General features: G+C 37.7%; 22 protein-coding genes. 7 read left to right on the forward strand and 15 right to left on the reverse strand.

The features are described from left to right. Positions 1 to 3: 3 nt before the first annotated feature. From C0Z22_RS10550 to C0Z22_RS10575, 6 genes are all read right to left on the reverse strand, one after another. Entirely contained in the window at positions 4 to 3066 is a 3063-nt protein-coding gene (locus C0Z22_RS10550) for an efflux RND transporter permease subunit (protein ID WP_103218337.1), read from the reverse strand. Positions 3067 to 3077: 11 nt separating this feature from the next. Continuing rightward, positions 3078 to 4307 carry a TolC family protein gene (locus tag C0Z22_RS10555; RefSeq protein ID WP_103218338.1) on the reverse strand — a complete coding sequence of 410 codons (1230 nt, stop codon included), beginning with the start codon at positions 4305 to 4307 and terminating at the stop codon, positions 3078 to 3080. After that, positions 4304 to 4696 (reverse strand): MarR family winged helix-turn-helix transcriptional regulator, encoded by a 393-nt coding sequence (locus C0Z22_RS10560; protein ID WP_103218339.1) that lies wholly within the window; start codon positions 4694 to 4696, stop codon positions 4304 to 4306. Before C0Z22_RS10560 ends, C0Z22_RS10555 begins: the two co-directional genes overlap by 4 nt. A 138-nt stretch (positions 4697 to 4834) precedes the next feature. After that, positions 4835 to 5716, reverse strand: a complete 882-nt coding sequence (locus C0Z22_RS10565; RefSeq protein WP_103218340.1) for a M14 family metallocarboxypeptidase — start codon at positions 5714 to 5716, stop codon at positions 4835 to 4837. 178 nt (positions 5717 to 5894) lie between these two features. Further along, on the reverse strand, positions 5895 to 6740 hold the full coding sequence (locus C0Z22_RS10570; RefSeq protein WP_158246896.1) for an NIF family HAD-type phosphatase: 846 nt from the start codon (positions 6738 to 6740) through the stop codon (positions 5895 to 5897). 31 nt (positions 6741 to 6771) lie between these two features. Then, on the reverse strand, positions 6772 to 7263 hold the full coding sequence (locus tag C0Z22_RS10575; protein WP_103218342.1) for a hypothetical protein: 492 nt from the start codon (positions 7261 to 7263) through the stop codon (positions 6772 to 6774). Positions 7264 to 7339: 76 nt separating this feature from the next. On the opposite strand from C0Z22_RS10575, the gene C0Z22_RS10580 reads away from it, so the two are divergent. Together C0Z22_RS10580 and C0Z22_RS10585 are read left to right on the forward strand one after the other, a co-directional pair. Continuing rightward, entirely contained in the window at positions 7340 to 9175 is a 1836-nt protein-coding gene (locus C0Z22_RS10580; RefSeq protein ID WP_103218343.1) for a hypothetical protein, read from the forward strand. Between the two features lie 132 nt (positions 9176 to 9307). Continuing rightward, positions 9308 to 9742, forward strand: a complete 435-nt coding sequence (locus tag C0Z22_RS10585; protein ID WP_103218344.1) for a hypothetical protein — start codon at positions 9308 to 9310, stop codon at positions 9740 to 9742. A gap of 20 nt (positions 9743 to 9762) precedes the next feature. On the opposite strand, the gene C0Z22_RS10590 is transcribed toward C0Z22_RS10585, so the two are convergent. Both C0Z22_RS10590 and C0Z22_RS10595 read right to left on the reverse strand, forming a co-directional pair. Beyond that, positions 9763 to 10158, reverse strand: a complete 396-nt coding sequence (locus C0Z22_RS10590) for a DUF3347 domain-containing protein (RefSeq protein ID WP_158246897.1) — start codon at positions 10156 to 10158, stop codon at positions 9763 to 9765. Positions 10159 to 10251: 93 nt separating this feature from the next. Next, positions 10252 to 11559 (reverse strand): hypothetical protein, encoded by a 1308-nt coding sequence (locus C0Z22_RS10595; protein ID WP_103218346.1) that lies wholly within the window; start codon positions 11557 to 11559, stop codon positions 10252 to 10254. 163 nt (positions 11560 to 11722) lie between these two features. Here C0Z22_RS10595 and C0Z22_RS10600 point away from each other — a divergent pair, with 163 nt between their 5' ends. Further along, complete coding sequence (locus C0Z22_RS10600; protein WP_103218347.1) at positions 11723 to 12526, forward strand: TIGR02147 family protein; 804 nt, start codon at positions 11723 to 11725, stop codon at positions 12524 to 12526. Between the two features lie 11 nt (positions 12527 to 12537). Here C0Z22_RS10600 and C0Z22_RS10605 read toward each other — a convergent pair whose 3' ends face one another. The 4 genes from C0Z22_RS10605 to C0Z22_RS10620 form a co-directional block, all read right to left on the reverse strand. Then, the gene (locus tag C0Z22_RS10605) at positions 12538 to 12864 is read right to left on the reverse strand and encodes a hypothetical protein (protein WP_103218348.1); all 327 of its coding nucleotides are present in this window, start codon (positions 12862 to 12864) and stop codon (positions 12538 to 12540) included. A gap of 154 nt (positions 12865 to 13018) precedes the next feature. After that, the gene (locus C0Z22_RS10610; protein ID WP_103218349.1) at positions 13019 to 14638 is read right to left on the reverse strand and encodes a C1 family peptidase; all 1620 of its coding nucleotides are present in this window, start codon (positions 14636 to 14638) and stop codon (positions 13019 to 13021) included. Positions 14639 to 14802: 164 nt separating this feature from the next. Further along, positions 14803 to 15339 (reverse strand): metalloregulator ArsR/SmtB family transcription factor, encoded by a 537-nt coding sequence (locus C0Z22_RS10615; protein WP_103218350.1) that lies wholly within the window; start codon positions 15337 to 15339, stop codon positions 14803 to 14805. Between the two features lie 3 nt (positions 15340 to 15342). Further along, on the reverse strand, positions 15343 to 15663 hold the full coding sequence (locus C0Z22_RS10620) for a hypothetical protein (protein ID WP_103218351.1): 321 nt from the start codon (positions 15661 to 15663) through the stop codon (positions 15343 to 15345). Between the two features lie 129 nt (positions 15664 to 15792). Between C0Z22_RS10620 and C0Z22_RS10625 the strand changes: the two genes are divergently transcribed. Next, positions 15793 to 16425, forward strand: coding sequence for a metallophosphoesterase family protein (locus C0Z22_RS10625; protein ID WP_103218352.1), 633 nt, complete (start codon positions 15793 to 15795; stop codon positions 16423 to 16425). Positions 16426 to 16434: 9 nt separating this feature from the next. Here the strand turns inward: C0Z22_RS10625 and C0Z22_RS10630 are convergent, their stop codons facing one another. The 3 genes from C0Z22_RS10630 to C0Z22_RS10640 form a co-directional block, all read right to left on the reverse strand. Continuing rightward, entirely contained in the window at positions 16435 to 16626 is a 192-nt protein-coding gene (locus C0Z22_RS10630) for a YwbE family protein (RefSeq protein ID WP_103218353.1), read from the reverse strand. A 183-nt stretch (positions 16627 to 16809) separates the two neighbouring features. Further along, positions 16810 to 18222, reverse strand: coding sequence for a phosphatidylserine/phosphatidylglycerophosphate/cardiolipin synthase family protein (locus C0Z22_RS10635; protein ID WP_158246898.1), 1413 nt, complete (start codon positions 18220 to 18222; stop codon positions 16810 to 16812). After that, positions 18215 to 19006, reverse strand: coding sequence for a hypothetical protein (locus tag C0Z22_RS10640; protein WP_103218355.1), 792 nt, complete (start codon positions 19004 to 19006; stop codon positions 18215 to 18217). Before C0Z22_RS10640 ends, C0Z22_RS10635 begins: the two co-directional genes overlap by 8 nt. A gap of 135 nt (positions 19007 to 19141) precedes the next feature. Between C0Z22_RS10640 and C0Z22_RS10645 the strand changes: the two genes are divergently transcribed. From C0Z22_RS10645 to C0Z22_RS10655, 3 genes are read left to right on the forward strand one after another with little or no spacing between them, the layout of a single operon-like run. Beyond that, the gene (locus tag C0Z22_RS10645) at positions 19142 to 19756 is read left to right on the forward strand and encodes a 1-acyl-sn-glycerol-3-phosphate acyltransferase (RefSeq protein WP_103218356.1); all 615 of its coding nucleotides are present in this window, start codon (positions 19142 to 19144) and stop codon (positions 19754 to 19756) included. A gap of 1 nt (position 19757) precedes the next feature. Further along, positions 19758 to 20966, forward strand: a complete 1209-nt coding sequence (locus tag C0Z22_RS10650; protein WP_103218357.1) for a sterol desaturase family protein — start codon at positions 19758 to 19760, stop codon at positions 20964 to 20966. After that, entirely contained in the window at positions 20954 to 22135 is a 1182-nt protein-coding gene (locus C0Z22_RS10655) for a DCC1-like thiol-disulfide oxidoreductase family protein (RefSeq protein WP_103218358.1), read from the forward strand. The genes C0Z22_RS10650 and C0Z22_RS10655 overlap by 13 nt, the downstream gene beginning before the upstream one ends. Positions 22136 to 22184 lie beyond the last annotated feature (49 nt).

Consider the following 22184-nt stretch of genomic DNA (forward strand, 5'->3'; position numbering starts at 1 on the left):
TATTTATGATTCAACTTCTTCTAAAATTTTTCTTCGAGGTCTTGCTATTAGTGAATAGAAGCAAGGAACAACAACTAGAGTAAAAATAGTTGAAAGAAAAACCCCACCAATAATAACGAGGGCCATAGGTCTTCTTGTTTCAGAGCCCGCTCCCACAATGACGGCCGCTGGAACAGCAGATGCAAGAGTTGTAAAAGTAGTCATAATGATAGGTCTAAAGCGTGTTTCACAAGCCTCTAAGATGGCATTCTTTAACTCTTTGCCTTCATCTCTTAGTTGATTTGAAAATTCAACGATAAGAATAGAAGTTTTCTTAACAATCCCCATTGTGAGTAAGATACCAATCATCGAGTAGATATTTAGAGTACTTCCAGACAACCATAGTGCGATGAATGAGCCAGCTAATCCAAATGGTATCGCCAGAAAGACAGTTAGTGGATCTGAAAAAGAATTAAACTGACTGGCCAGAACCATATAGGCAATAACAAGTCCTAAAACCATGATCATTAAAACACTAAAGAGTGATTCATTTAGATCTTTTGAAAACTTTAAGTAATAGCCCTTTGGCAATACTTTCTCACCAAGTTCTTTGATATAATCAATTGCCCTACTTTGAGCAACACCAGTTTTTAAATTGGCATCAACTCGAATCCCTCTGGCCCTATTTTCACGATAAATAGACTGTGGTCCAAATGCATCTTCGATCTTTACAACATCATTTAGAGTTACAAATTCTCCGCGATTATTTTGAAGTAGTAGTGACGAGATATTTTCGCGTGTACGATCTTCCTCTGCTAATTGAACAAATACATCGTAACGTCTACCACGCTCCGTATACTTTGTTGCGGCCGAACCAGCAACTCCAACATTAAGAGCAGTTGCAATAGTATTAACTTCAACACCACGTTGTTGTGCTTTAATTCGATCAGGAATAATGTGAACTTCAGGAAGCTGTCCGATATCATCGGAACGAATTCCAACCATTAGATCAGATTCTTTCATCCCCTTTTCAAGTTGTTCATATAATTGTGCTTGAATTGCGGCATCTGGCCCCGTAATTGTAAACTCAATTGGACTTCCTCTTCGGCCACCAATGGCAGATCCCATACGATCTCTAATGATGATCTTTAGACCTTTTATAACAGATAATTCTTTTCTCAACTGAGCTGCAACTTCAAATTGAGAGAGCTTTCTCTGATCGCGGTCTTTAAGAATTAAAACACCAAAACCACGGTTTCCAGAAGTAGCACCTCGTCCACCACCAACTGCAACAATCATTCTTTGAATATTTTCATTTTTAGAAACGATTTCTTCGTACTCTTTAACTTTCTCATTTGTGTAATCTAAGCTCTTTCCATCTGGAGCGATGAAAATTACAAACATGAAGCTACGATCAGACTCAGGTGCAAATTCCTTATCGATATGATTAAGAGATAAGAAAGCGACAAGAATCAGTGCAGTCGATACAAGAAGAACTTTAATTCTATGACCTAGTGCGAACTTAAGAATTCCCATGTAAACTTTATTTCCAAACTCTACGGCCCTATCAACCCAAACGTGAACAAAGATTCCTTTTGAAGCAACATTTAAGAATTGTGAACATCTCATTGGTGCTAGAGTCAGGGCCTCTAGAGAAGATAGAGATACAGCAATACAGATTGTTAAAGCAAACTCTTTAAAGAACCTTCCTTCAATTCCAGGCATTAGTGTAATAGGTGCAAAGATAGCAACAAGAACAGCGGTCGTGGCAAGAACAGCAAATGCAATCTCACGACTTCCTTTAAAAGCTGCCTGTACCTTATCATGTCCCTTCTTGGCGTAGCGAACAATATTTTCCAACATAACAATAGCATCATCAACGACAATACCGATTGCTAAGGTTAGTCCAAGAAGAGAGAATGTATTTAATGAGAATCCCATTAAGTACATAAAAGAAAACGTTCCAATAATGGCAGTAGGAATGGCCAGAAGAATATTTATGGTTGCCGACATTGAGTTCAAAAATAGCCAACATACTAAAGAAGTTAAGATTACTGATAGCACAAGGTTTTGAAGAAGTTCATCAATTGATAACCTAATAAAAGATGTTCTATCGAAGTTTACAGAAAGATTTGTCCCCTCAGGCAAGTTCTTAGAAATCTCTTCAACTCTCGCCTTAACTCTATCCGCAACATCAACTGCGTTAACACCTCTTTGCTTGTAAATTGGCATCGATAGCGATGGTTTTTGATTAACACGTGAGATACGCGTACGATTTTCAACACCAGCGTAAATATTTGCAACTTCAGAAAGTCTTATCGGTACGTAATTAGCTTGGCCACCACGTCGATTGATAATCATATTCTTGAAGTCTTCAACTGTTCGTCCTTCACCTAAGACTCTTAAACTCTTCTCATTTGAAACCGTCTCAAACTTACCAGCAGGTAGCTCAACACTTTCTCGTTGGAGTGTAAGAACAATATCAGAGAGAGTTAATTGATACGCTTCTAGCTTATCAGCGATAACATCAATTCTCATCATAGGCTCTCTCGCACCAAAAGCACGAACTTCAGAGACCCCCTCGATTGTAGTCAGCTGATCAATAACACCATCTTTAAACAAAATATTAAGTTCTCTTTCAGACAAAGTATCTGAAACAAGAGCTAAATAGAGAATTGGATCATCAGCTGCGTTGGACTTTGTCACTGTTGGAGTTTCGACATCGTCAGGAAGCTGTCTTTGAGCACGTCCTAGAAGAGTTTGAACTTCCTGAAGTGCGAAATCAATATCCTTATCAAGTGTAAATTCTAAATCAATTCGCCCTTGCCCACGTCCAGCAGTAGATGTCATATCTTTAATCCCTTGCATTGAAACAAGAATAGATTCGGCCGGCTCTAATACGTCTTTTTCCACAACTTCTGGAGTTGCCCCTTCATATTGGTAGGCAATTGAAATTGATGGGTAATCAACATCTGGGTTTTCATTAATTCCTAATTCTCTAAATCCTAAGATTCCAAAGAGAATGAGAGAGAACATTAACATCCATGCAAATACAGGATTTCTTATCGATAATGATGATAAACTCATATATAACCTTCTTAATTTTTAGGGATATTACCTAAGTAAGCATTCGCTTGATAATATAAAGACTTAACTTCAAGAGACGATCTAATCGCTAACTTCTCAAGATCAATAACATCATCTAGTGACCTAATAACTTCAATCTGTGTAACAAGGCCTTTATTTAGATCTTTCAACTGCTCTTGATACGAAGCACGACTTCGAAACAATGCTTTTCTAAGTGTTTTTAATTCATTTTTCTTATATTCAAAATTTTGAACAAATGCATTCCAACGATTTTTCGTATTACGTCTACTGAAATCAATTTGGGCCTTGTTGATTTGTGAAGCGATTCTCTTACTTACAACTCGAGACTTTCTTTCACCAAAGTCTAATAAGTTTAAAGAGACATTGAGACTTACACCCCAATCACGCTCTCCAATCTCGTTCTTATCAATATTGTAATTGGCCCTAAGATCAACCTGGGGATAATATGCGGCCTTTTCGATCTTTGCTTCTGCAATAGAAGCTTCATAATCATACTTCAAACTTTTAAGTTCAGGTGTGTTCTCAAGATCGACATTTAATGAAAGCGTTAACTTTAATGGATCAACACTATCTTTCACTTCAGCAATATTATCGAGTCCAGAAAAATTCATAAGATCAGTCATCGAAGTCTTTACCTGTGCCTTACTTTGTACAAGTCCTGCTTCGAGGCGATGTAGTTGAGACTCTAGAGCAAATAGATCGGCCTTGCGATCTCGTCCAATTTTTGTTCTACCTCTAACAATACTAACCCTCTTTCTTAGGTTCTCTAATAATGCATCGACTCTTTCTTTTTCTTCAATAGCGGAAGACATTTGAAAAAATAGCGACGTGAATTGAGAGTAGTACTCTGCAAGACTTCTATCAGTAAGAGCTTTAGCTTGCTTTGGTACAATTTTATTATAGTCATATAGAGCAAACTCAGCTCCACCTTGAAATAGTTTCTGATTTAAAGAAAGGAAAACTTCTGAATCAACTTCATTATTACGAGTTGTAACATTGCGATACTCTTCACTATAAGTGTTAGTATTTACAATATCAACTGACGGATAAAGTGTTGACTCTACAGTTTCAAGGTCTGAAATAGTTTTCTTCTCTGTAAGATCGAATACTTCAACTTGTTTTGACTTTTTTAAAGATTTTAAATAAAGATCCTCAACTGAAGCGCTACTTAAGCAAGGAACAAGTGTAAAAAACAATAATCCAATTTTATAAAACTTCAAGAATTAGTCTCCTGTATATTTTTAACAAAATTTTCAATTACCAGTAGTGCATCTGTTACTTTTTTAACCTCAGATGAATCAATATCATCTAGGTTTTCTAAAAAGCGACAGCTAGCAGCACTTCTGACTTTTTCAAATTTCTTTTTGCCTTTTGATGTAATTTTTAGATTCGTGATTCTTCGATCTGTTTTACAAGTCTCACGAGATATATATTTATCGTTGACCAAAGTATCTACTAATTTTGAAATGGCCGCACAAGATACACACATGACTTCAGCTAGGTCACTTACTGAACATGTGCCATTATCAACTCTTGCAAGGATTCGATATTTTGGAAAGCTAAGCTCTGACTCACTAGCACTTTTAATATACGATCTAATAATGCCCATGGATGATGGGATGACTTCGATAAATTTACGAGATAATGAATCTTTAATAATACGTAACCTTGTTAATATTTAACTTTGTTAAGTATTCTACAAAGATATCTTAAGATTTCAAATATAATTCATTAGAAAAATTTCAGCTTATTTAATCGAGTTAACTAAAAAACCCATACCACCAATAATTGCGGCCACTTGTGCATCCACACAATTTTCAGCACTAACCCTTGGGCTATCTGGATACACCTCTGTTGTCGTACAAAATTTTGCATCAGAAAAAGATGCACAAAGATGAAGCTTCTTTAAAGGATAATTAATCACACCCTCTTGTTCTAGCTTCTCTCCAATAATATTCCCATTTATATCAGCTGGTGCGATATGTGTAACTTTACGAACAGATTCAATAATTGCTTTTTGAAATTCAGGTGTTGGATTCTCACTATCTCCCACCAGATAGAAACCATCTGGAATATCCCAAATATCTTGAGGTATTCCATCTCTTTTTTCGAGGGCCGGCCTAAAGACAGTATTATCAGTATCCGTTGTCTCATGAAGATCGAAATGAGCAAAAATCTCAAGGTTTAATTCAGAAATGGCCTTCATGAAAAGGTTGCATTCGGGCGCAGGACCATCATTGAAGAATGAACGATTAGGATCGACGGTCATTGGATTCCAACGATTAATTGTTTCATAACCCCAAGGACTAATACATGGAGCAACAATAATATTAAAATCGTTTGTGTAGTTTAAAGCTTGTGTTTCTAAAAAAGCGAGAGCTCCATGAACACCACTAGTTTCATAACCATGAACACCACCAGTAATTAGAATCGTTTTATTCTCAGGTAAGAAATTTTTGCTTTTTATTAAGAACAGCGGATACCTATTCTCATCGTACGGAAGTGCTCCATACTGAGAGATATCAAAGAGAGCTTCTAGATTCTTAATCTTTGTTACGACTTCTTCTCGATACGATCTTTTTATCTCTTGTTCTTCAAACCAAATATTCTTTTGTTCGTCATTCCACATAAGTGCCTCATACTAAACTTCAAAACAAAAAGATTTTGGCACTATTTTTTTATTTCTTCAATATCTTGAATCTCAATTAGAATTTTACCAATTGTCTTTGATTACACGTATCGAGGATTTGTTGTCTGGGCAACTTCGCTTATTTTCATATAACCAATTCCTTGCATACATATCATTTCTATCGGATTTGAAGAAAACTACCAAGCGCCGAGGAACAAGACTCCGGCGCAAAACGTATTCCAAAGGTATGAACTCGATCTTTTAAATTCTCAAGACTTCCAGATCTTTGCTCATCTAGATGCTTGAGATGAATTCTCATTGATTCCACAAAGACTTCATCGTTATCCAAAGCCTCTTCAATGGCGCTTCCAACAAGGGCAAGTTTATTGCGATTCATCCACCAGTCTTTATATGATGGAGGAAGTCTGAAGCCCTTAGCATCTCCAATTCTTTTCCTGTAATCTTCCACATCTGAATAGCTTTCAAAATTATTAAACCACTCTCCTAACCATGCTGTATTGTTTTTTTGACCTTGATAGTAGAAGTCTTTATGATCATCCACGAGAATGATTGAATCAAGATCATCACTAACAAGGGAGATATCTTTCTTCCACTTATGAACAAAGCGAGAATCTTCGGGGACATTTTTTCTATTATCGTAAAGGTGGCGCTTTGAAAGAATGCGATAAGAAATATCATGAAAACTTTTATCACTTCCGTCTGAAAGTTTGAGCGATTTTAACAATTCAAGATTTCGATCCTCGCTCCCACCACTAAAAAAAGAAATTGAAACATCTTCTCGTTTTGATAACTCAGTGATGAGTTCCTGGGCGTATGGAATAATCCTATAGTGAATGCCTTGGATGGTAATAGTTCTTTTCGGATTAAATGTTTCACCCTCTTCTATTTCGGCCACGAGCGTGTGGTCCAGATCAAAGACAATATGCTTCTGCTTTAGCTGAGCTGGGCCCCTAAGGACTTTAGAGCATGAAATGAATATTAGGATGAAAATAAGGTATCTCACTGATATCTTATCGACCATTTTAGTCAAATACTTAAAAAATTACTGAAACCTCTTCTAGAAGGGCCGCATGCTTATTTCTAAGCTCAATCGGATCATCAAAACTCATAGACGTTGTCTTTTCAAAGAGAATTAAACTCTCTCCATTTGGCAGCAAGCAGGTGATATGAGCAGAGCATTCATTCTTATGCTCCCCTAGCATTTTCGTCACTAAACTTAGATTAACTCTAAGCTCTTTAGAGGCTTTTCCTGGATACTTCTTACATAAATCGATAAGGGATTTCTTAAGCTCTGGATTATCCCACTTAAGGGCCTCAATGATTGATGGCTCAGTTGATTTGACTTGATAGAGCTCACCATCAACAACACACTTAATTCCTTTATCAGTCGATGTTTCAAGGTAGCGATAAGCGAAGTTTTCGAGATTATGAATGAAGAGCGCTGAAACACCATCAGACTCAATTAGCCATTCACGATTCTTAGAATTCATTTCTTCTGTTAGCTTTTCTTTATCAATTTTCGTCATATATACATAATACTTGCTAAATCTAAGCAGTAAAGTAATTCTATAATTATAACTAAATAATAACTGGAGAAAGTTTATGAGTAATGCTAACGAACCATCGTTAAAATCGAAAAGAGCTGGAATTGTCTTCGGCTTCGTCATCTCCTTTGTTCTCGGATCAGCATTTGTCTTTTCAGCACTAAAGGCTGGAATTACACCGGGGATCAGTCCCCTCGTCGTTTTGTTTGGCTGGGTCGCAATGGGTACCTTCTTTAAAGACGATATGAAAGGCTTTCTTGCCATGGCCCAAGTAACAGGCTCAGCAGGAGTTGCCGTAACAGCAGGTGTCGCATTTGTTGCACCAATCGTTCAAATCTTAGCAGCAGAACTTGGAGTAGCTGTTCCACCAGTCGATATTTTATCTCTCATTTTAGCTTCAGCTGCAGGATGTTTCCTAGGTTGGGGATTTGTTGGCCTTGCAACACAGAGATTCTTAACTGATCCAAAACTTCCAGCGCCAGAGGCCGTTGCCTGTGACCGTCTAATTCAGACAGCAGCAGAAAATCCTCAGGCACGACCACCTTTAAAATTTTCACTTATTCCAGGGCTAGCATTTGGATTTGTCATGGCCTTCCTAAGTCAAATTAAAGTTTTAAAGGCAAGTATATATGACCTAAAGTTCACACTAAGTGGCGTTGAAACAAAACTTCCACTTCCAATTAACCCCCTATACTTTGGTATTGGAGCACTTCTAACTGTTCCTACTGCAATCCTAATCTTCTTTGGAGGACTTTTAAATGCAGTTGTTAAAGGAATGTCGGCCGCTCAAAATATGCCAGGAACAACTTTTCGTTGGGTTGGTGGAGCAGCTATGGTTGTTGCAGTTGTTTACTCATTAATTGCTTATATTATAGAAGGTAGAAAAACTCGCAATGCTCTAGCTAATAAAGAAGCAGACTTTGATGCTGAACAATTAGAAATTCCAGCAAGCGTAAGAAAGCAACTTCTAGCATCGATTGGGTTTGGTGCATTCTTACTAATTGCGATGATGCTGTATTCAGGAGCAACACTCGTAGGTCTTGTTGCACTTGGAATTGTTGCCCTACTACTCATCTTTTTCCTAAGTGGTCTAGGTGCACTTTTATCACTTCAAGTTGGATCATCTGCTTCACCTGTTAGTGGAACTGTTTTTATGGGAATGCTAGTTCTAAGTTTGGTTGGACTAGCAATTGGTCTTGAAGGTATTGAAGGTGTTTACTTCTTAGTACCAATCATCGTTGCTGCTTGTGTTGCCATTTGTGCTTCTAACGACTCATCTCAAGATTATAAGACAATGCAATTTAATGGCCTTAAGGTTTCAAGCTCTTTCATCGGACAACTTGTTGGTCTTCTTGGTGGTGCGATCTCTGTACCTCTAGCGGTTTACGTTGCTCATGAAACAGGAACACTTGGAAGTGAGGCCCTTCCTGCACCACAGGCGGCTTTCTTTGCAACAGTTCTAAAATCACTATTTATTCAAAGTGATATTCCAATGATGCCAGTACTTGCCGGAGCAGGCCTTGGACTTTTAGCTGTGATCATTGAAATCATCGGAAAGCGTAAAGGTATTATTCTAAGCTCACTTGCTTTTGCAGTTGGAATCTATCTTCCTTCATATATCGGTACAGGAATTCTTCTGGGATCGCTTGCAAGACTTTCTGGAACAAAGTCTGTGACAAAGATCACTCACCGAGGAATCTTAACTGCCGCAGGACTTATCACAGGAGACGCTTTATTTGCTCTTCTTTTTGGAATCCTTGCCATTGGTGGAATGGAGATCGCTGGAGTTGAAGGCTTTAATTACCAAACAAGCCTAAGCGTCTTATTCTTTGTTGGGCTTCTGCTTACAACAGCGATTAACTACGCTAAGACATCTTCAATCGAAAAGAACTAAGATAAGATCTAATAATTCCGGGAACTTCTAACGAGGTTCCTGGATTCTTCCTTTTCAAACCTTGTTAAAAGTACAATCTCTGACTCAATATATTGAATTTGGTGTATAAAGTAGAAATATTAAGGAGATTTTATGAAATTAATCAGTCTAGCTGTATTACTACAACTTTCTGCGATGGCCTTTCACCACTCTAATGACGGTGCCCTTTACTGCGGGAAACACGAGTCTCATATTAAGATCTATTACAAAGAAAGTTCTAAGCTTTACTACTATATCGACAATACTGATTTGAGAAATCTAAAAGAATACAAATGTGTCGAGTTCACGCCAGAACTTCCATTCTACGATGAAGTTCAAAGCGCCTATCTTGAGGCACAAAAAGATGTTGAACAATTTAGCTCGGCATCTACTGCTGTTTATCGACTCGAACACGACAAGCGCTACTATTGTGGAAATCCACAATCAGGTGGACTCTACGTTGCTTACACAAAGAGATATTCGGAAGCACTCTATCTTTACGATATCGAGTCTCAAACTTTTGATACTTACCGTTGTATACACTTATAAAAAATTTAGATGCTTACTTCTTATGATTCTACTTCACCACAAGTAAGCATCTTCTTTCCGTAATATGGATTCTTAACAGAAGATCCTTTTTGAATCCAACGGGCCTTTGCCATTGGGCATTTCACGATCTTCAGGTCGCTATTTTCAAGTGATTTTCCATTCTTGATGTAAATTTCAGAAAGAAGTTTAAATGAATCTCTTAAAGCACTTACACTTTTTATATTCTTATCACAGTCACCGTATTTATAATCTTTAGCATAGTGGCCAAGTTCTTTCTTACACATCGTTTTCCAAGACTTTAGGCCCTGGTCGAGATTTCCCTCAACTAATGACTTCTGAAGACTTAGGTAATTTTGATATTCTAACTCATGGCAAAAAACGTTAAAAGATAATATAAAAGCTATAAATAATTTCATAATTTCTCCTATGGGTAGCATGATATTACACATACCCCCCTAGGGTATATCGTAAAAACTATAAAATCAAATTAATACTTATTATCTCTAGAACTAGTAAGCTTCAATTAAGGCACCTCTCTCAAGTAGCTTTTTATGTCGCTGTTTTAGTTTCTGAATTTCATTTAAAAATTGAAGGCGCTCCTTCACTTGATAGAATTCATAAGGAATCTTACCACTTTCAATATAATCAATTATTAAGCTCTCACTTATTGTTTCTAGACTGATAATTGAGTTCATTGATCGAATAGCATCCGTTAACTCTAAGGCAGGCCGTGAAGCTTTTACACGAAGTTGACTAGCAATGACTTCGTGAATACCACTAGAGAGATCAAGTAAGAGATTTGCCTTCTTATCTTCAAATGTTACTTCATAAAGTTTATCAAGGGTCGCTACGCTCTCCATTAGAACTTTAGAGTTATCAATATTATCGATGCTATTTTGAATAATAGAAAGGAGCTCAGGATCGTTAGTTAATCTCTCATCTAAAATAAGATTTCTTAGTCTTTCTTTGCTTTGAGCAAGCTGATCCTTACTCTTATAATGTAGCGCCGTAATTGAGTCTTTATGATAATAGGCCCTAGAGTCTAGGGTTTCCCCCTCGATAGGTTCAGTAAAGGTAATTCGGTAAGTGATATCATGGATTACTTCTTCACTTAACTTATCACCATAGCTAATACTCATATGTCTTAAAGCTTCATGAATAAGAAGCCCTATTTTTGAAAAGTCACCGACACTATTCCAAACAGGCGTAGAAATCCAAGCGCCTCTATCTCCAGAATAAAAAACTGCACCTTCAAAAATCTCTCCCTCATAAAAGCTTCTAACTCGATGTGGAGTAAATCTCCAATCAGCTTCCTTTAGGGCGGACTTAATCCCATAAGTAATCAAAGGACTACTTTCTTGCCACTTCTCAATTCTCTCTTCTAAAAGTGGATATATTTCCATTTCTTTAATACGATCAAAAGTAAATTTCTCATAACCAAGAACACTGGCATGTTTTTTCAAGACAACTGATGAACCTTGAGAATAATTAAATTCATCAACAAAGTTTTGATCATAAACAGCAAAGTCTAATAAGATAGGTGCACCGACTCCTGTTTTAACAATCGTTCCTCCACCAGAACTCTCAAAACCACCCTCATCTGAATTGTCCTGCACACTCTTTTTTAAAAAAGAATTTAGATCTAGTTTCTGAGGCTTTTCCTTATGAAGATTAAACTTCTTAATATCAAGAAGTGTCTTATACTTTGATAAATCCACTTGAACTTTATGCTTAATATCCAAACTTTCCACACCAAAGGCCTGGTGATTCAAGCATAAGCATAGTCCAATTAGTGAAATAAGTTTTTGTGTCTTCATGGTTTCAATATAGACCAAAAGCAATTTAGCAAAGGGGAAAGTGTTTAATTTATAGGCCCTGTATTTAATAAATACACAACTATGCCGAAGCTAACTAAAAATATGCTAAAGTATTAACTAATACTACGAAGAACAGAACACAAGCTAATAATAACAGGACCTTATGGATATTTTCAGTTATCAAAATTACAAAGATTTCACTATTGATGCTCTTGAAGAGCTTGGAAAACGGGTGCGCGGAACAAGGTCAAGACTTGCTGAAAAACTGGCCTGCCAAACGGCCTATATCTCACAAGTCCTAAACAAAGATGCTCACTTTAGTCTTGAGCAGGCACTGCTCACAGCAGATTTTCTGTCTCTATCAAATAAGCAGACGGAGTTCTATTTAACGCTGGTTAATTATCAGCGCGCTGGAAATAAGAGATTAAGTGACTATTACAAGGTCAAGATAGATGAGCTTGTCAAAGACTCAAAAGATCTCAGTAAACGCCTAACTGATAAGAAAGAGCTAACAAAAGAGCAGCAATACGAATACTACTCAAGCTGGCACTATCTTGCGATCCACGCCTACCTCTCAATCACAAAGCAGTATGACAGAGAGATTATCGCAACAACTTTTTCAATTTCCACAGAGACTGTGGCAAAGGTTATCGACTTCCTTTTGGATGCGGGGCTTATTACTAATGACGGCGATAAAATAAAGCTTACATCAAAAAGTTTTCACCTTGGAAAGAACTCTCCAATGATTGCAAGACATCACTCAAATTGGCGTCTGCGTGCGATGGAAAGTATGGACCGAGCAACTGAAGATGAGCTTCACTATTCCTCTGTTATCACTCTTTCTAAGGAAGATTTGCCAAAGGTTAATGGCATCATGGTAAAGGCCATTGAAGAGATACGTGAGGTAGTAAAGAAGACAACCCAAGAGGATGTCTTCTGTTACACCATGGATCTCTTTAAAGTTTAGTTAAAGTTTAGTTAAGGTCTAGCCGCTAGCATCACTTCATGAAGTAGTGCTGAAAAGATCGCTAACTTATTGGCGAATTCATCATCCATTGTTACTTCAAATCTCTCATCAAGCTCGAGGATATTTGAAAGAATAATTTTTGAATCATCTAAATTATTTAAACTCTCTTCAAAGATTAGCTTAATCTGAGAATCGGCCATAAGCTCATTATCTTCACCAATAAACGTCTCAAGTTGAGTAACGATTTTAACAAGTCTTGAGTTTTCAACCTCTGTAGAAGCAAAAGTGTTTAGTGAAAGAATTAAGCTACTAAGTAAAATCATCATTGTCTTTTTCATTTGTTTTCTCCTTTTTTCTTTTGTTGAAGGAGTTATAGACCAACAGATGACGCACTGATAGATTAAATTAATTAAAAAAATCAGCCTTTCTTAAGCTCAGCTATGAAAAACCATTTAAAACAATATAATTACAGTGACTTATGATAGATCATTTTTAAAACCCTAGCTCACATTTCGTTAGCTGTTGATCCCTATAGTAGCTATCAGTCATTAATCTTGCAGCACTCTTACACTCGTATACGGTGTATTCGTCCTCATAAATGTCCTTGCAATTTTCAAGTTGAGTGTACTTGTCCATGCTCTTAGGAATCGATCTAATGAGACTACTACAATGAGAAAAGTTAGATTGCCCCTTAAGCTCTTTAAAGCAACTAGCAACCTTATCCATATAGATAATATCAAAAAGCGTTGCATGAGATAGACACTCTTGGAGCGTGTAGCTGCCCTTAAACTTATCAAAACATTTTTGCTTGTCAGGATTAGGGCCTGTTTTTGATGCTTCAGAACAGTCTTTGAATGTTTCTACATAAGCGGGAAAAGTGAGCTTATTAAAGGTATAGTCAATATTTTCATCTTCTTTATCACTTACTTTATTAACTAGAGTGAATAGGTAGAGCTCTTCATTTAGCTTCGTGAGTTTATGTCTTACGTTTTTAAAACTCACTTCTTTAATTTCATCTAAATCTAGGCTTCCCGAATCATCGGTTGTTGCATATTGATACAAGTTAATAAAGCTATTATCTAGTGAGACTATTTTTGGTTCACCAGCATCATCAATCCTTACAATTGCAAACTGAATTTTAAACTGTGTTTTTGGTAAGTACTCTACCCTTCCATTGATTTTTATATTTATGTCACTACCAGCAAAATCAATATCTGACTTCACTGATACCTTAGGAGATATAGTTGCTGGAACTTTCGGCTTAATAAGCTTCAATTTCTTCTTTAGCTCGACGGCCATAATTTCAGGGGCCCCATAGAGTTTATTAATATACTCAAAGGAAATTGTTCCATACCCATTACTTCCCCAGCTTTTTCCATAGCTATTTTTGAACTTAAAAGTTTTATCTTTTAGGTTATAACCTGTTATGACGATGGAGTGAGCAAAACACTTATTAGAAATATTGCATTCATCTCTTAGCCTCGTATTATATTTGATCTCTCCATTTTTCGAACTAAGCATTATGTCATCATTAATTACGATATTAACAGATACTGGCCGTTTATTTTTAGCGAGGTATGAAATAATTAGATCAGATCTTTGATTTTCATAATCGTCTATATCAGTGATTTCTAAATTATTCCCTAATGAGATAATTCTATTTTTATCGACAACGCTATTATGGTGGTAGCATTCATAACCAGATGATCTAACAGAGGCGTCTTCCGAGCATGGCATCCCCGGTGAGAACCAGCTTTGCTGGTAAGGTAGATCCTGCTCAAAAGTGATCCCATACTTTTTTGCTGCATAAAGATTCCTAATAACACTAGAGCCTTCTTCTAATTCTCCATAACGAGCATAGCTCTTGGTAGCATAAATCAAAAATTGTTCAGAAATATTTATCTCAATATTTTGCTGTTTAATTATTTCACTTTCTAATAAAGAGGTAGCACTAAAGAATGTACATGCCCCTCGATTTCCTTGATTTTTAACTGAAGACTGAATGCTACTTAAATCCAGTGAAGCCGGAATTACAGACTCACTCGCTATTGCTAAATTGCAAACAGATAACTGCAAGAGCAAAATTGTGAATAAAAATAATGAGTGCTTCATAATTCCAAACTTTAAAAAGAGTTGTATCAGTAATTAGATACAGCAAGAGTGAAGCCAGTTTTTGCTAAGAAGTGGGCATTTGAGGTGTGGATAATCAGTTAGTTATGGGTTGTTGGTTAGGAAAAGTGTTGAAAGAATTGTGAGTGTACAAAAATTGGCCAGCATTAAGCTTTTACGCGGTAGATGCCGGCCTTTCTCTCCATTAGCTTCTCTGCAATGAACTCACGTCTAATGGTACAAAAGTCTTCGTTATACTTTTCAATCCTTTCGTTAACTTCAGCTTCTGTGTAATCACGGCCCTTTTTAAATTCTTGTAAGAGATGCTTTAAAATAACGAGTCGTTTTTTACGTTGTACAGGGATCGACTTAAGCACACCATTTTTAAAAAATGACTTGATGATCTTCTGTTCATATTGAACTTCATTTTCATCTTCGTTTGAAATTGAAACCTCTAAAATTGAACTTAGGATATTCTTATCAAGCATCTTCTTTTGTAGTGAAAAGACTTTGTAGTACTGCTCCTTGCGTGACTTAATGAGTCCTACTGCTTCAAGCTTTTTCAAGTGATGCGTAATCGTTCCAGGAGACAGAGAAAGTCTTTCTGCAAGAACTTCTGCATAGAGATCTTTCTCTGCTAGGCTTCTGATAATACTTAATCTCGCCTCATCACCTAAAACTTTAAATACGTTCGCAAGACTCATCTCTTAACCTTCGCCAAGGGATGCGCGCATTTCTTGCACAGATGGAAGAGATACGATCCACTCAAATGTACTAAGCTTAACCATCGCCTTATCTGCATCTTCATCACGTCCAAATCTGATGTCTTCGCTATAGCTCTGTGACCAATCACGGTACATAAGTTTTGTCGTCTTGATGAAATTAGCAGTCGTAGCATTTCCGTAAAGCTCTTCCATAATTTCAAAAACATTCTCTCTAATCTTTCTTTCAACGTTGATATCGATTTTTCCTCTTGAAAGGTTCGATGCCTGCTTTGAAAGTTCTTTCAATTCATCCAAAAAATTCATTTTTATCTCCTGAATCTGTTTTGATATTTGTCAAAATAGACTCAAGAAATAGAAAGGTCAATATTTATTTTGATATTTATCAAATTAGATTTAAAACCAGTATATTAAAACATATGCTATTATACCTAAATGAAACTAACCTTCTTTTCAGACACTCATAATCGCCATAGCGAAGTTCCCTTCGAATCAGGGGATATCCTCTTTCACACAGGAGACTTCACTCGCCGTGGCTCGCTGGAAGATACGAGAGCATTTGCAGAATTTGTTGCAGGCCTTGACTTCAAACACAAGATCGTCATCGCTGGCAACCACGACTTCTGCTTTGATGATGAAAGAAAGGAAGAGGCCGAAGCAATCTTAAAAGACAACGGCATCATCTACTTAAATGATTCAGGAATTGAAATTGAAGGATTTAAAATCTGGGGCTCTCCAATTCAGCCATGGTTTCATGACTGGGCATTTAACAGGCACCGAGGACCTGAGATTCAAAAACATTGGGACTTAATCCCAAATGATACTGACATCCTCCTCACCCACGGGCCACCTCGCGCCGTTATGGACTTATGTGCAAATGGTGAACGAGTCGGGTGCACAGACCTGCTAAAAACTATCCAGCGAGTACAGCCTCGCGTGCACGCCTTTGGCCATATCCACGAAGGCTACGGCACTGATATTTTTGGTGGAATCATATTTGTAAACTCTTGTAGCTTGGATGAGAGTTATAAGTATAAGAATGCGCCGATTACGTTGGAGTTAAGCTAACAAGAGATGCTAAAGAATCTCTTTTACGCGCCCAACCTCTCCGCTTTCAAGACGAACCTTTATCCCATGCGGATGATAATCTGACTTCGTTAAAATATCTTTTACGATACCTTCCGTTAGCTCACCAGTGCGCTGATCTTTCTTTAAGACGATGCGGACGCGCTCCCCTATTTCGATGTGGTCTCTTACGTTGCCTTCCACTTTATTCCTTTTATAGTCTTGCCTTAGCTTCCCAATAAGTGATTTTAACAGGTTGTACACATAAAAACCTTAATTTATTGGAGAAATTATTAAGTGTTAGCTTTCTAACGGCCTATAAAAATTCTTCAAAATGAATGTAGACAGGTTCCTGGATACTTTTCGGGATGCGCTCCAGCATCCCACCTAAAGCAGAAAGTCTAAGAAATACACTAGCGGCATTGAGAGATAGAACTTAAGCTTCTCCATTGTGCCAGCACCTCTTGTTATGATTTCGTGGCCATGAAGCTCACGAGAGTGGTTCATACGAAGCTTGATATCATCTCGTACCGCCTTTGCTAGTTCTGGATTGTCACGGCAGATGATCACCATCTCAGAGTTTAAATTTGCCGAGCGAGGATCGATATTATAAGTTCCAACGATTGTGTGCTTTCCATCAATGACTGCACGCTTTGAATGTACGCCCCACTTACTATGCTCATTAGTATTTAGAAGTTTATATGACTCATATGAGTTAGTTCCGTTGTAGACAAAGGTCTTAAGCCCTAAATCATGAATCCTTCTAAGATTAAGCGCAAGAGCAGCAGCCGTATAATAGGCATCAGTTGAAAATAAGCTATTTGTAAGAATAGAGAATTCAACACCATTATCAATTGCACTCTTAATAAGATTGGCTCCATCACTACGTAAAACAAGATATGGCGACTCAACGAGAAATTCACTCTTTGCTGATTTTACCAATTCTTCAAGACGACGATAGACCTGGCGATTACTTACCAGCACACCAGGAGAATCTGTAATATAAGTTATGTCATTACACTCAAACTTATTCTCACTTGTGTGAATTTCTTCTTTAACTTTTGTAAGGTAATTCATAAGCCTTGCACTGTCTTTTCCAATATTAAAGAAGTCACTTTGAAGATTTTCGCTCGGAAGCTCCGGCACACTGGCGTAATCAGATTCCCAGTAACTAAAGAAGCTCTGGCGAATATCTTTTACGACTTTTCCTTCAACCGTAATATCAAAATCATGAAAGTTATAATTTTCGCCTAAATCAAAATAGTCATTGGCAATATTGCGACCACCAGTCATGGCAATCTTTCCATCAATGATTAAAAGCTTGCGATGGTTTCTATGCTGAACAGCAATGAAATTTGTATTTGATACTGTATTATAATAGCGAACCTCAATCCCCTTCTCCTTTAAATAATTTGTATATTCGGGAGCGAGCTTAAAAACAGCAATGGAGAAGTCCACAAGAATTCGGACCTGCACTCCTCTCTGCGATGCCTTAATCAACTCACTCGTCACAACTTTACTAGCAAGATCAAGATCGTAGATAAAGAATTCAACTTCAATTGATTCGGCCGCATTTTGAATCATCTCAATACGTTTAATAAAACTATCAACACCATAAGGTATAACTTCAAGCTGATGAGGCGTCTTCATTCGTGAATAGATGGACTTGATATTAGAGACGACTTTAACTTCTTTATTATCCGTATAATAGATATAGGCCAAGAGTACGGCGTACATTGCGGCAATAAGTAAGATGATGCCCGTTATGATTTTTAGGCTTAGTTTGTAGATTCTATTCATGGATACTCTCTTCAAGTTCATCAAGTTGGCTTAAAAAATTTTCTAAGTATTTAAGAGACGGCCCCCAAAGAGTTGGAGCACGCATGGCAGGAGTTACCACGAGCTCATGATAGCGAATATCACTATCAAGGCTCTTAAAGAGTTCGGCCATATTCACTTGAGCATTAAGCTCATATGGAAAGTTCTTTGCTACATTAGTAAGAATCTCATCAAGTGGCAGTCTTTGGTTTAGTTGATTGTCGGTGTAGCGAACTTGCTTTTTAATGTCACTAACACGCTCTTTGAGCTTCTCAATTTGTTCAGAGATAAAGTGCCTCTGGGTCCCAATGAGATTAAGCGGATTGAGCATATGTTCGATTTCAATCTCATAACTTCGAGGAAGTTTCTTTGTCGCCTTACTGATCATATTCTTGATCTTATCTCCATAAGTACAAAGAAAGTGAAACTTAAAGAAGAATGTATCCAGGCGATCAAGAGAACTATAAGAGCTTACCACTCGAAGAGATTCCACAAGCCCAGCTTGGGTCATTTGGTATTCTCGCTCCCCTTGCGCCTTAGAAAGAAGAGCATCGTTTGCGAGTTTTTCCAATAAGCGAATGACTTGTGTATTTTGTAAATCAAGCTGACCATCTTCAAAGAAGCTCGACATCCAATTAGAAAAAAGCCCTGTAAAGAACTTAAACTCTGATGCCCTAAATGGCTTTCCACCATAAGAGGCATGCACGGCCAAAAGTGCGGCGTGAAGATATGCTTCATTAGAATAGCTAAGGGACCCCTTTCTCATAGTTACATTGTAACACATAAATAACCAGCATAAATAACTAATATTACGTTATCAGTAAGCCACTGAGTTACACTGTAACTCCAGACTGGCCATTTCACCTCCAAAATCATCGAAAATGAATTTATAGGAGGACATATGAATAACACTGTCTTTAAAATTGCTAGATTTATTGCAAGAGTTTATCTTCATACGTTTTATCGTTTTAAGAGCCTTGATGCGAAGAAGATTCCTGCGATGGGAAGTGCCATCTTAGTTTGCAATCATATTACATTTCTAGATTGGCTCTTTATTATTGCCCACTCTCCTAGACCTCTTACTTTTGTGATGCACTACCGCTTCACACAGATCCCACTTCTAGGATCTCTTCTTCTAAAGTGTGGCATCATTCCAATTTGTTCACGTAAGGAATGTCCAATCATCTTAGATGAAACATTTAAACAAATTCGCGCAAAGCTTCTTGCAGGAGAGATCATCTGTCTCTTTCCAGAAGGAAGACTAACAAGAGATGGAAAGCTAGGTGTTTTTAAACCAGGTATTGAAAAAATTATAAAAGAAACTCCGGTTCCAGTTATTCCACTAACTCTAACAGGGCTTTGGGGAAGCTTTCTATCATGTTCTGGAAAAGGTGCCTTTACAGGTTTTCTAACAAGACTTCGTCCACAAGTTACTATCACAAGCTTTGATGCTTTTGAACCAAACCTTACTTCGGCCGAGTCTCTGCAAACGTATTTCCAAGAGATGGGGGTTTAATATGAATACAACAATCACAACTTGCTTCATCATTTTTGCGCTTTTCTTTATTGCAGAAAAGCTAGCACCAGCAAGAAAGCTTAAGAGTGTTTCAACTTGGTGTAAGAGAGTACTTCTTATTAATGCCATCCAAGTTGCTATCATTATCTTTGCTGGAATGACTTGGGATAAGCTCTTTATGTCAGCGAGCCTTTTTAAGATCTCTGCATACCTACCAACTTCAGTGACATCTATTATCGCTTACTTCTTTATCACATTTGTTTTCTACTGGTGGCACCGTGCTAGACATGAGTACAACTTCTTCTGGCTTACTTGTCATCAATTGCACCACTCACCGGAGAGACTTGAAACTATCACGTCCTTTTACAAGCACCCACTTGAGATTGCTATCAATTCAATTATGATCTCAGCTATCTGCTACGGCTTCTTTGGCCTCTCTACTGATGCAGCCTCTCTTACCCTAATCCTTACGGCCGTTGGTGAATACTTCTACCACGCCAATATTAGAACTCCGTACTGGCTTGGCTTTTTCATCCAACGACCTGAAATGCACCGAGTTCACCACGAAATGGGAAGTCACCACTATAACTACTCTGACCTTCCTCTATGGGATATGCTCTTTGGAACATTTAAGAATCCAAAAGAAGATACGGTTCCATGTGGTTTTGAAGATAATAAAGAACAAGAGCTTCTTTCAATGCTTACCTTTAAAGACGTCTTTAAAAGATCAACTCTTAAAGGCGAATTTAAATACATCGCTATCGTCTCAATTGGCCTTATTCAAATGTTTGGTTATCTTACAGGACAAGAAAATATTAAGGGACTAGGAACACTTAGTGTCTCTTCACCTCTTCCTATTGTCTTTACGAAATTTAACGGCAATGAAACCTTTAGCCAGAAGTACTATCTCAAGTACACAACAGACACAGGCGAGATCATTGAAAAGGAAATCAGCAAGCACGACTTTGAAAAGATGCGTGCCCCATATAACCTTAGAAATGTCTACGGCTATGCCATGGCCTATGGGCCAAGTGTAAAAAAAGAAAAGATGCTCATTGCTCGAAATGAAATCTTAAACTTCGCTTTTTGCAACAACAAAAGTTCCATGAAGAAGGTTGGAGCTGGCAGCATCAAAGATTGGCAAATCTCAGTTTATTCAAAAGCACAAAACTCTAAAACATTAGAATTGGAGGGATCATGCAAACAATAACAAACTATTCTTCACTACAATTTAAAATGCTAAGAATCGCCCTTGGCACATACCTCTTCTGTCACTTTGCTCACCTTCTAACAGTAGGTACAGAGCTTCTAAGTAGCAGCGGAATCATTCCAAGTGCAAATATGAACTTAAGCTTTCCATTCTTTCCAAATATCCTGTACTTCCTAGATGCACCTATTTGGATCACGGCCTTTCTTGCTACACTTGCACTCTCAAGCCTATGCCTCGTTTTCAATAAGCTTCCACGCTTAAACGCGGCTTTCCTTTGGTACGGCTTTGCGTGTATCTTCCACCGCAATAACTTCATCTCAAACCCTTCTCTCTTCTACATCGGCTGGCTTCTTCTGGCCTTTGTAGTGATTAAGGGAAAAGAGATGCCAAAGCTTCTCTTTGACGGCGCGTGGTTTATCACAGGACTCTCTTATACAATTAGTGGACTCCATAAGCTTACAACCATCAGCTGGCAAAACGGCGAAGCCCTTTATCACCTTCTTGATAATCCCCTTGCTCGAAATAACATGCTTGTCGAAACTCTACTTGATGTCCCAATGCCACTTCTAAAACTTGCCACCTGGTCAGTGCTTCTTCTTGAGATCCTGGCCATTGTCTTTGTCATAGTTCCAAAACTTAGAAAGTATCTATGGCTTGGTCTAACGATGCTTCATCTAGGAATTCTAACAACAGTAAACTTCGCAGACCTCACTCTAGGAATGCTTGTCTTTCAACTCTTCATCTTTGATACGGATTGGTTTAAATCAAAATCTAAACCATCTGATATGATCACGCTCTTCTATGATAGCGACTGTGGCGTATGCAATGGCTTTATTCGCTTCATTATGGACAATAACTCAAAAGAGAATATCTACTTTGCACCTCTTGAATCAAAGCTTGGTGAAAAGATCATTCGTAAATATGGCCTAGAGAATAAAGACACGATGATTGTGAAAAAAGAAGATAGCGTCTTGATTGAGTCACAGGCCGTGCTTGAAGTCTTTAGCGAGCTTGACTCTATTTATCCGGTTGTTAGTTGGCTTAGGTTTATGCCTGGGTTTGTGAGAAATGCGGGGTATAGGTTATTTGCGAAGTATAGGCATCGTGTTTTTAAGATGGAGACGTGTGTGTTGTTGGGGGAAAGAGAGCGAGGGAGGTTTATAGGGTGAGTATTACTCACCCTGAATTTAAATGAGAAAACATGAAAAAGATTCGAAC

Source organism: Halobacteriovorax sp. DA5 (assembly GCF_002903145.1).
Classification (GTDB): Bacteria; Bdellovibrionota; Bacteriovoracia; order Bacteriovoracales; family Bacteriovoracaceae; genus Halobacteriovorax_A.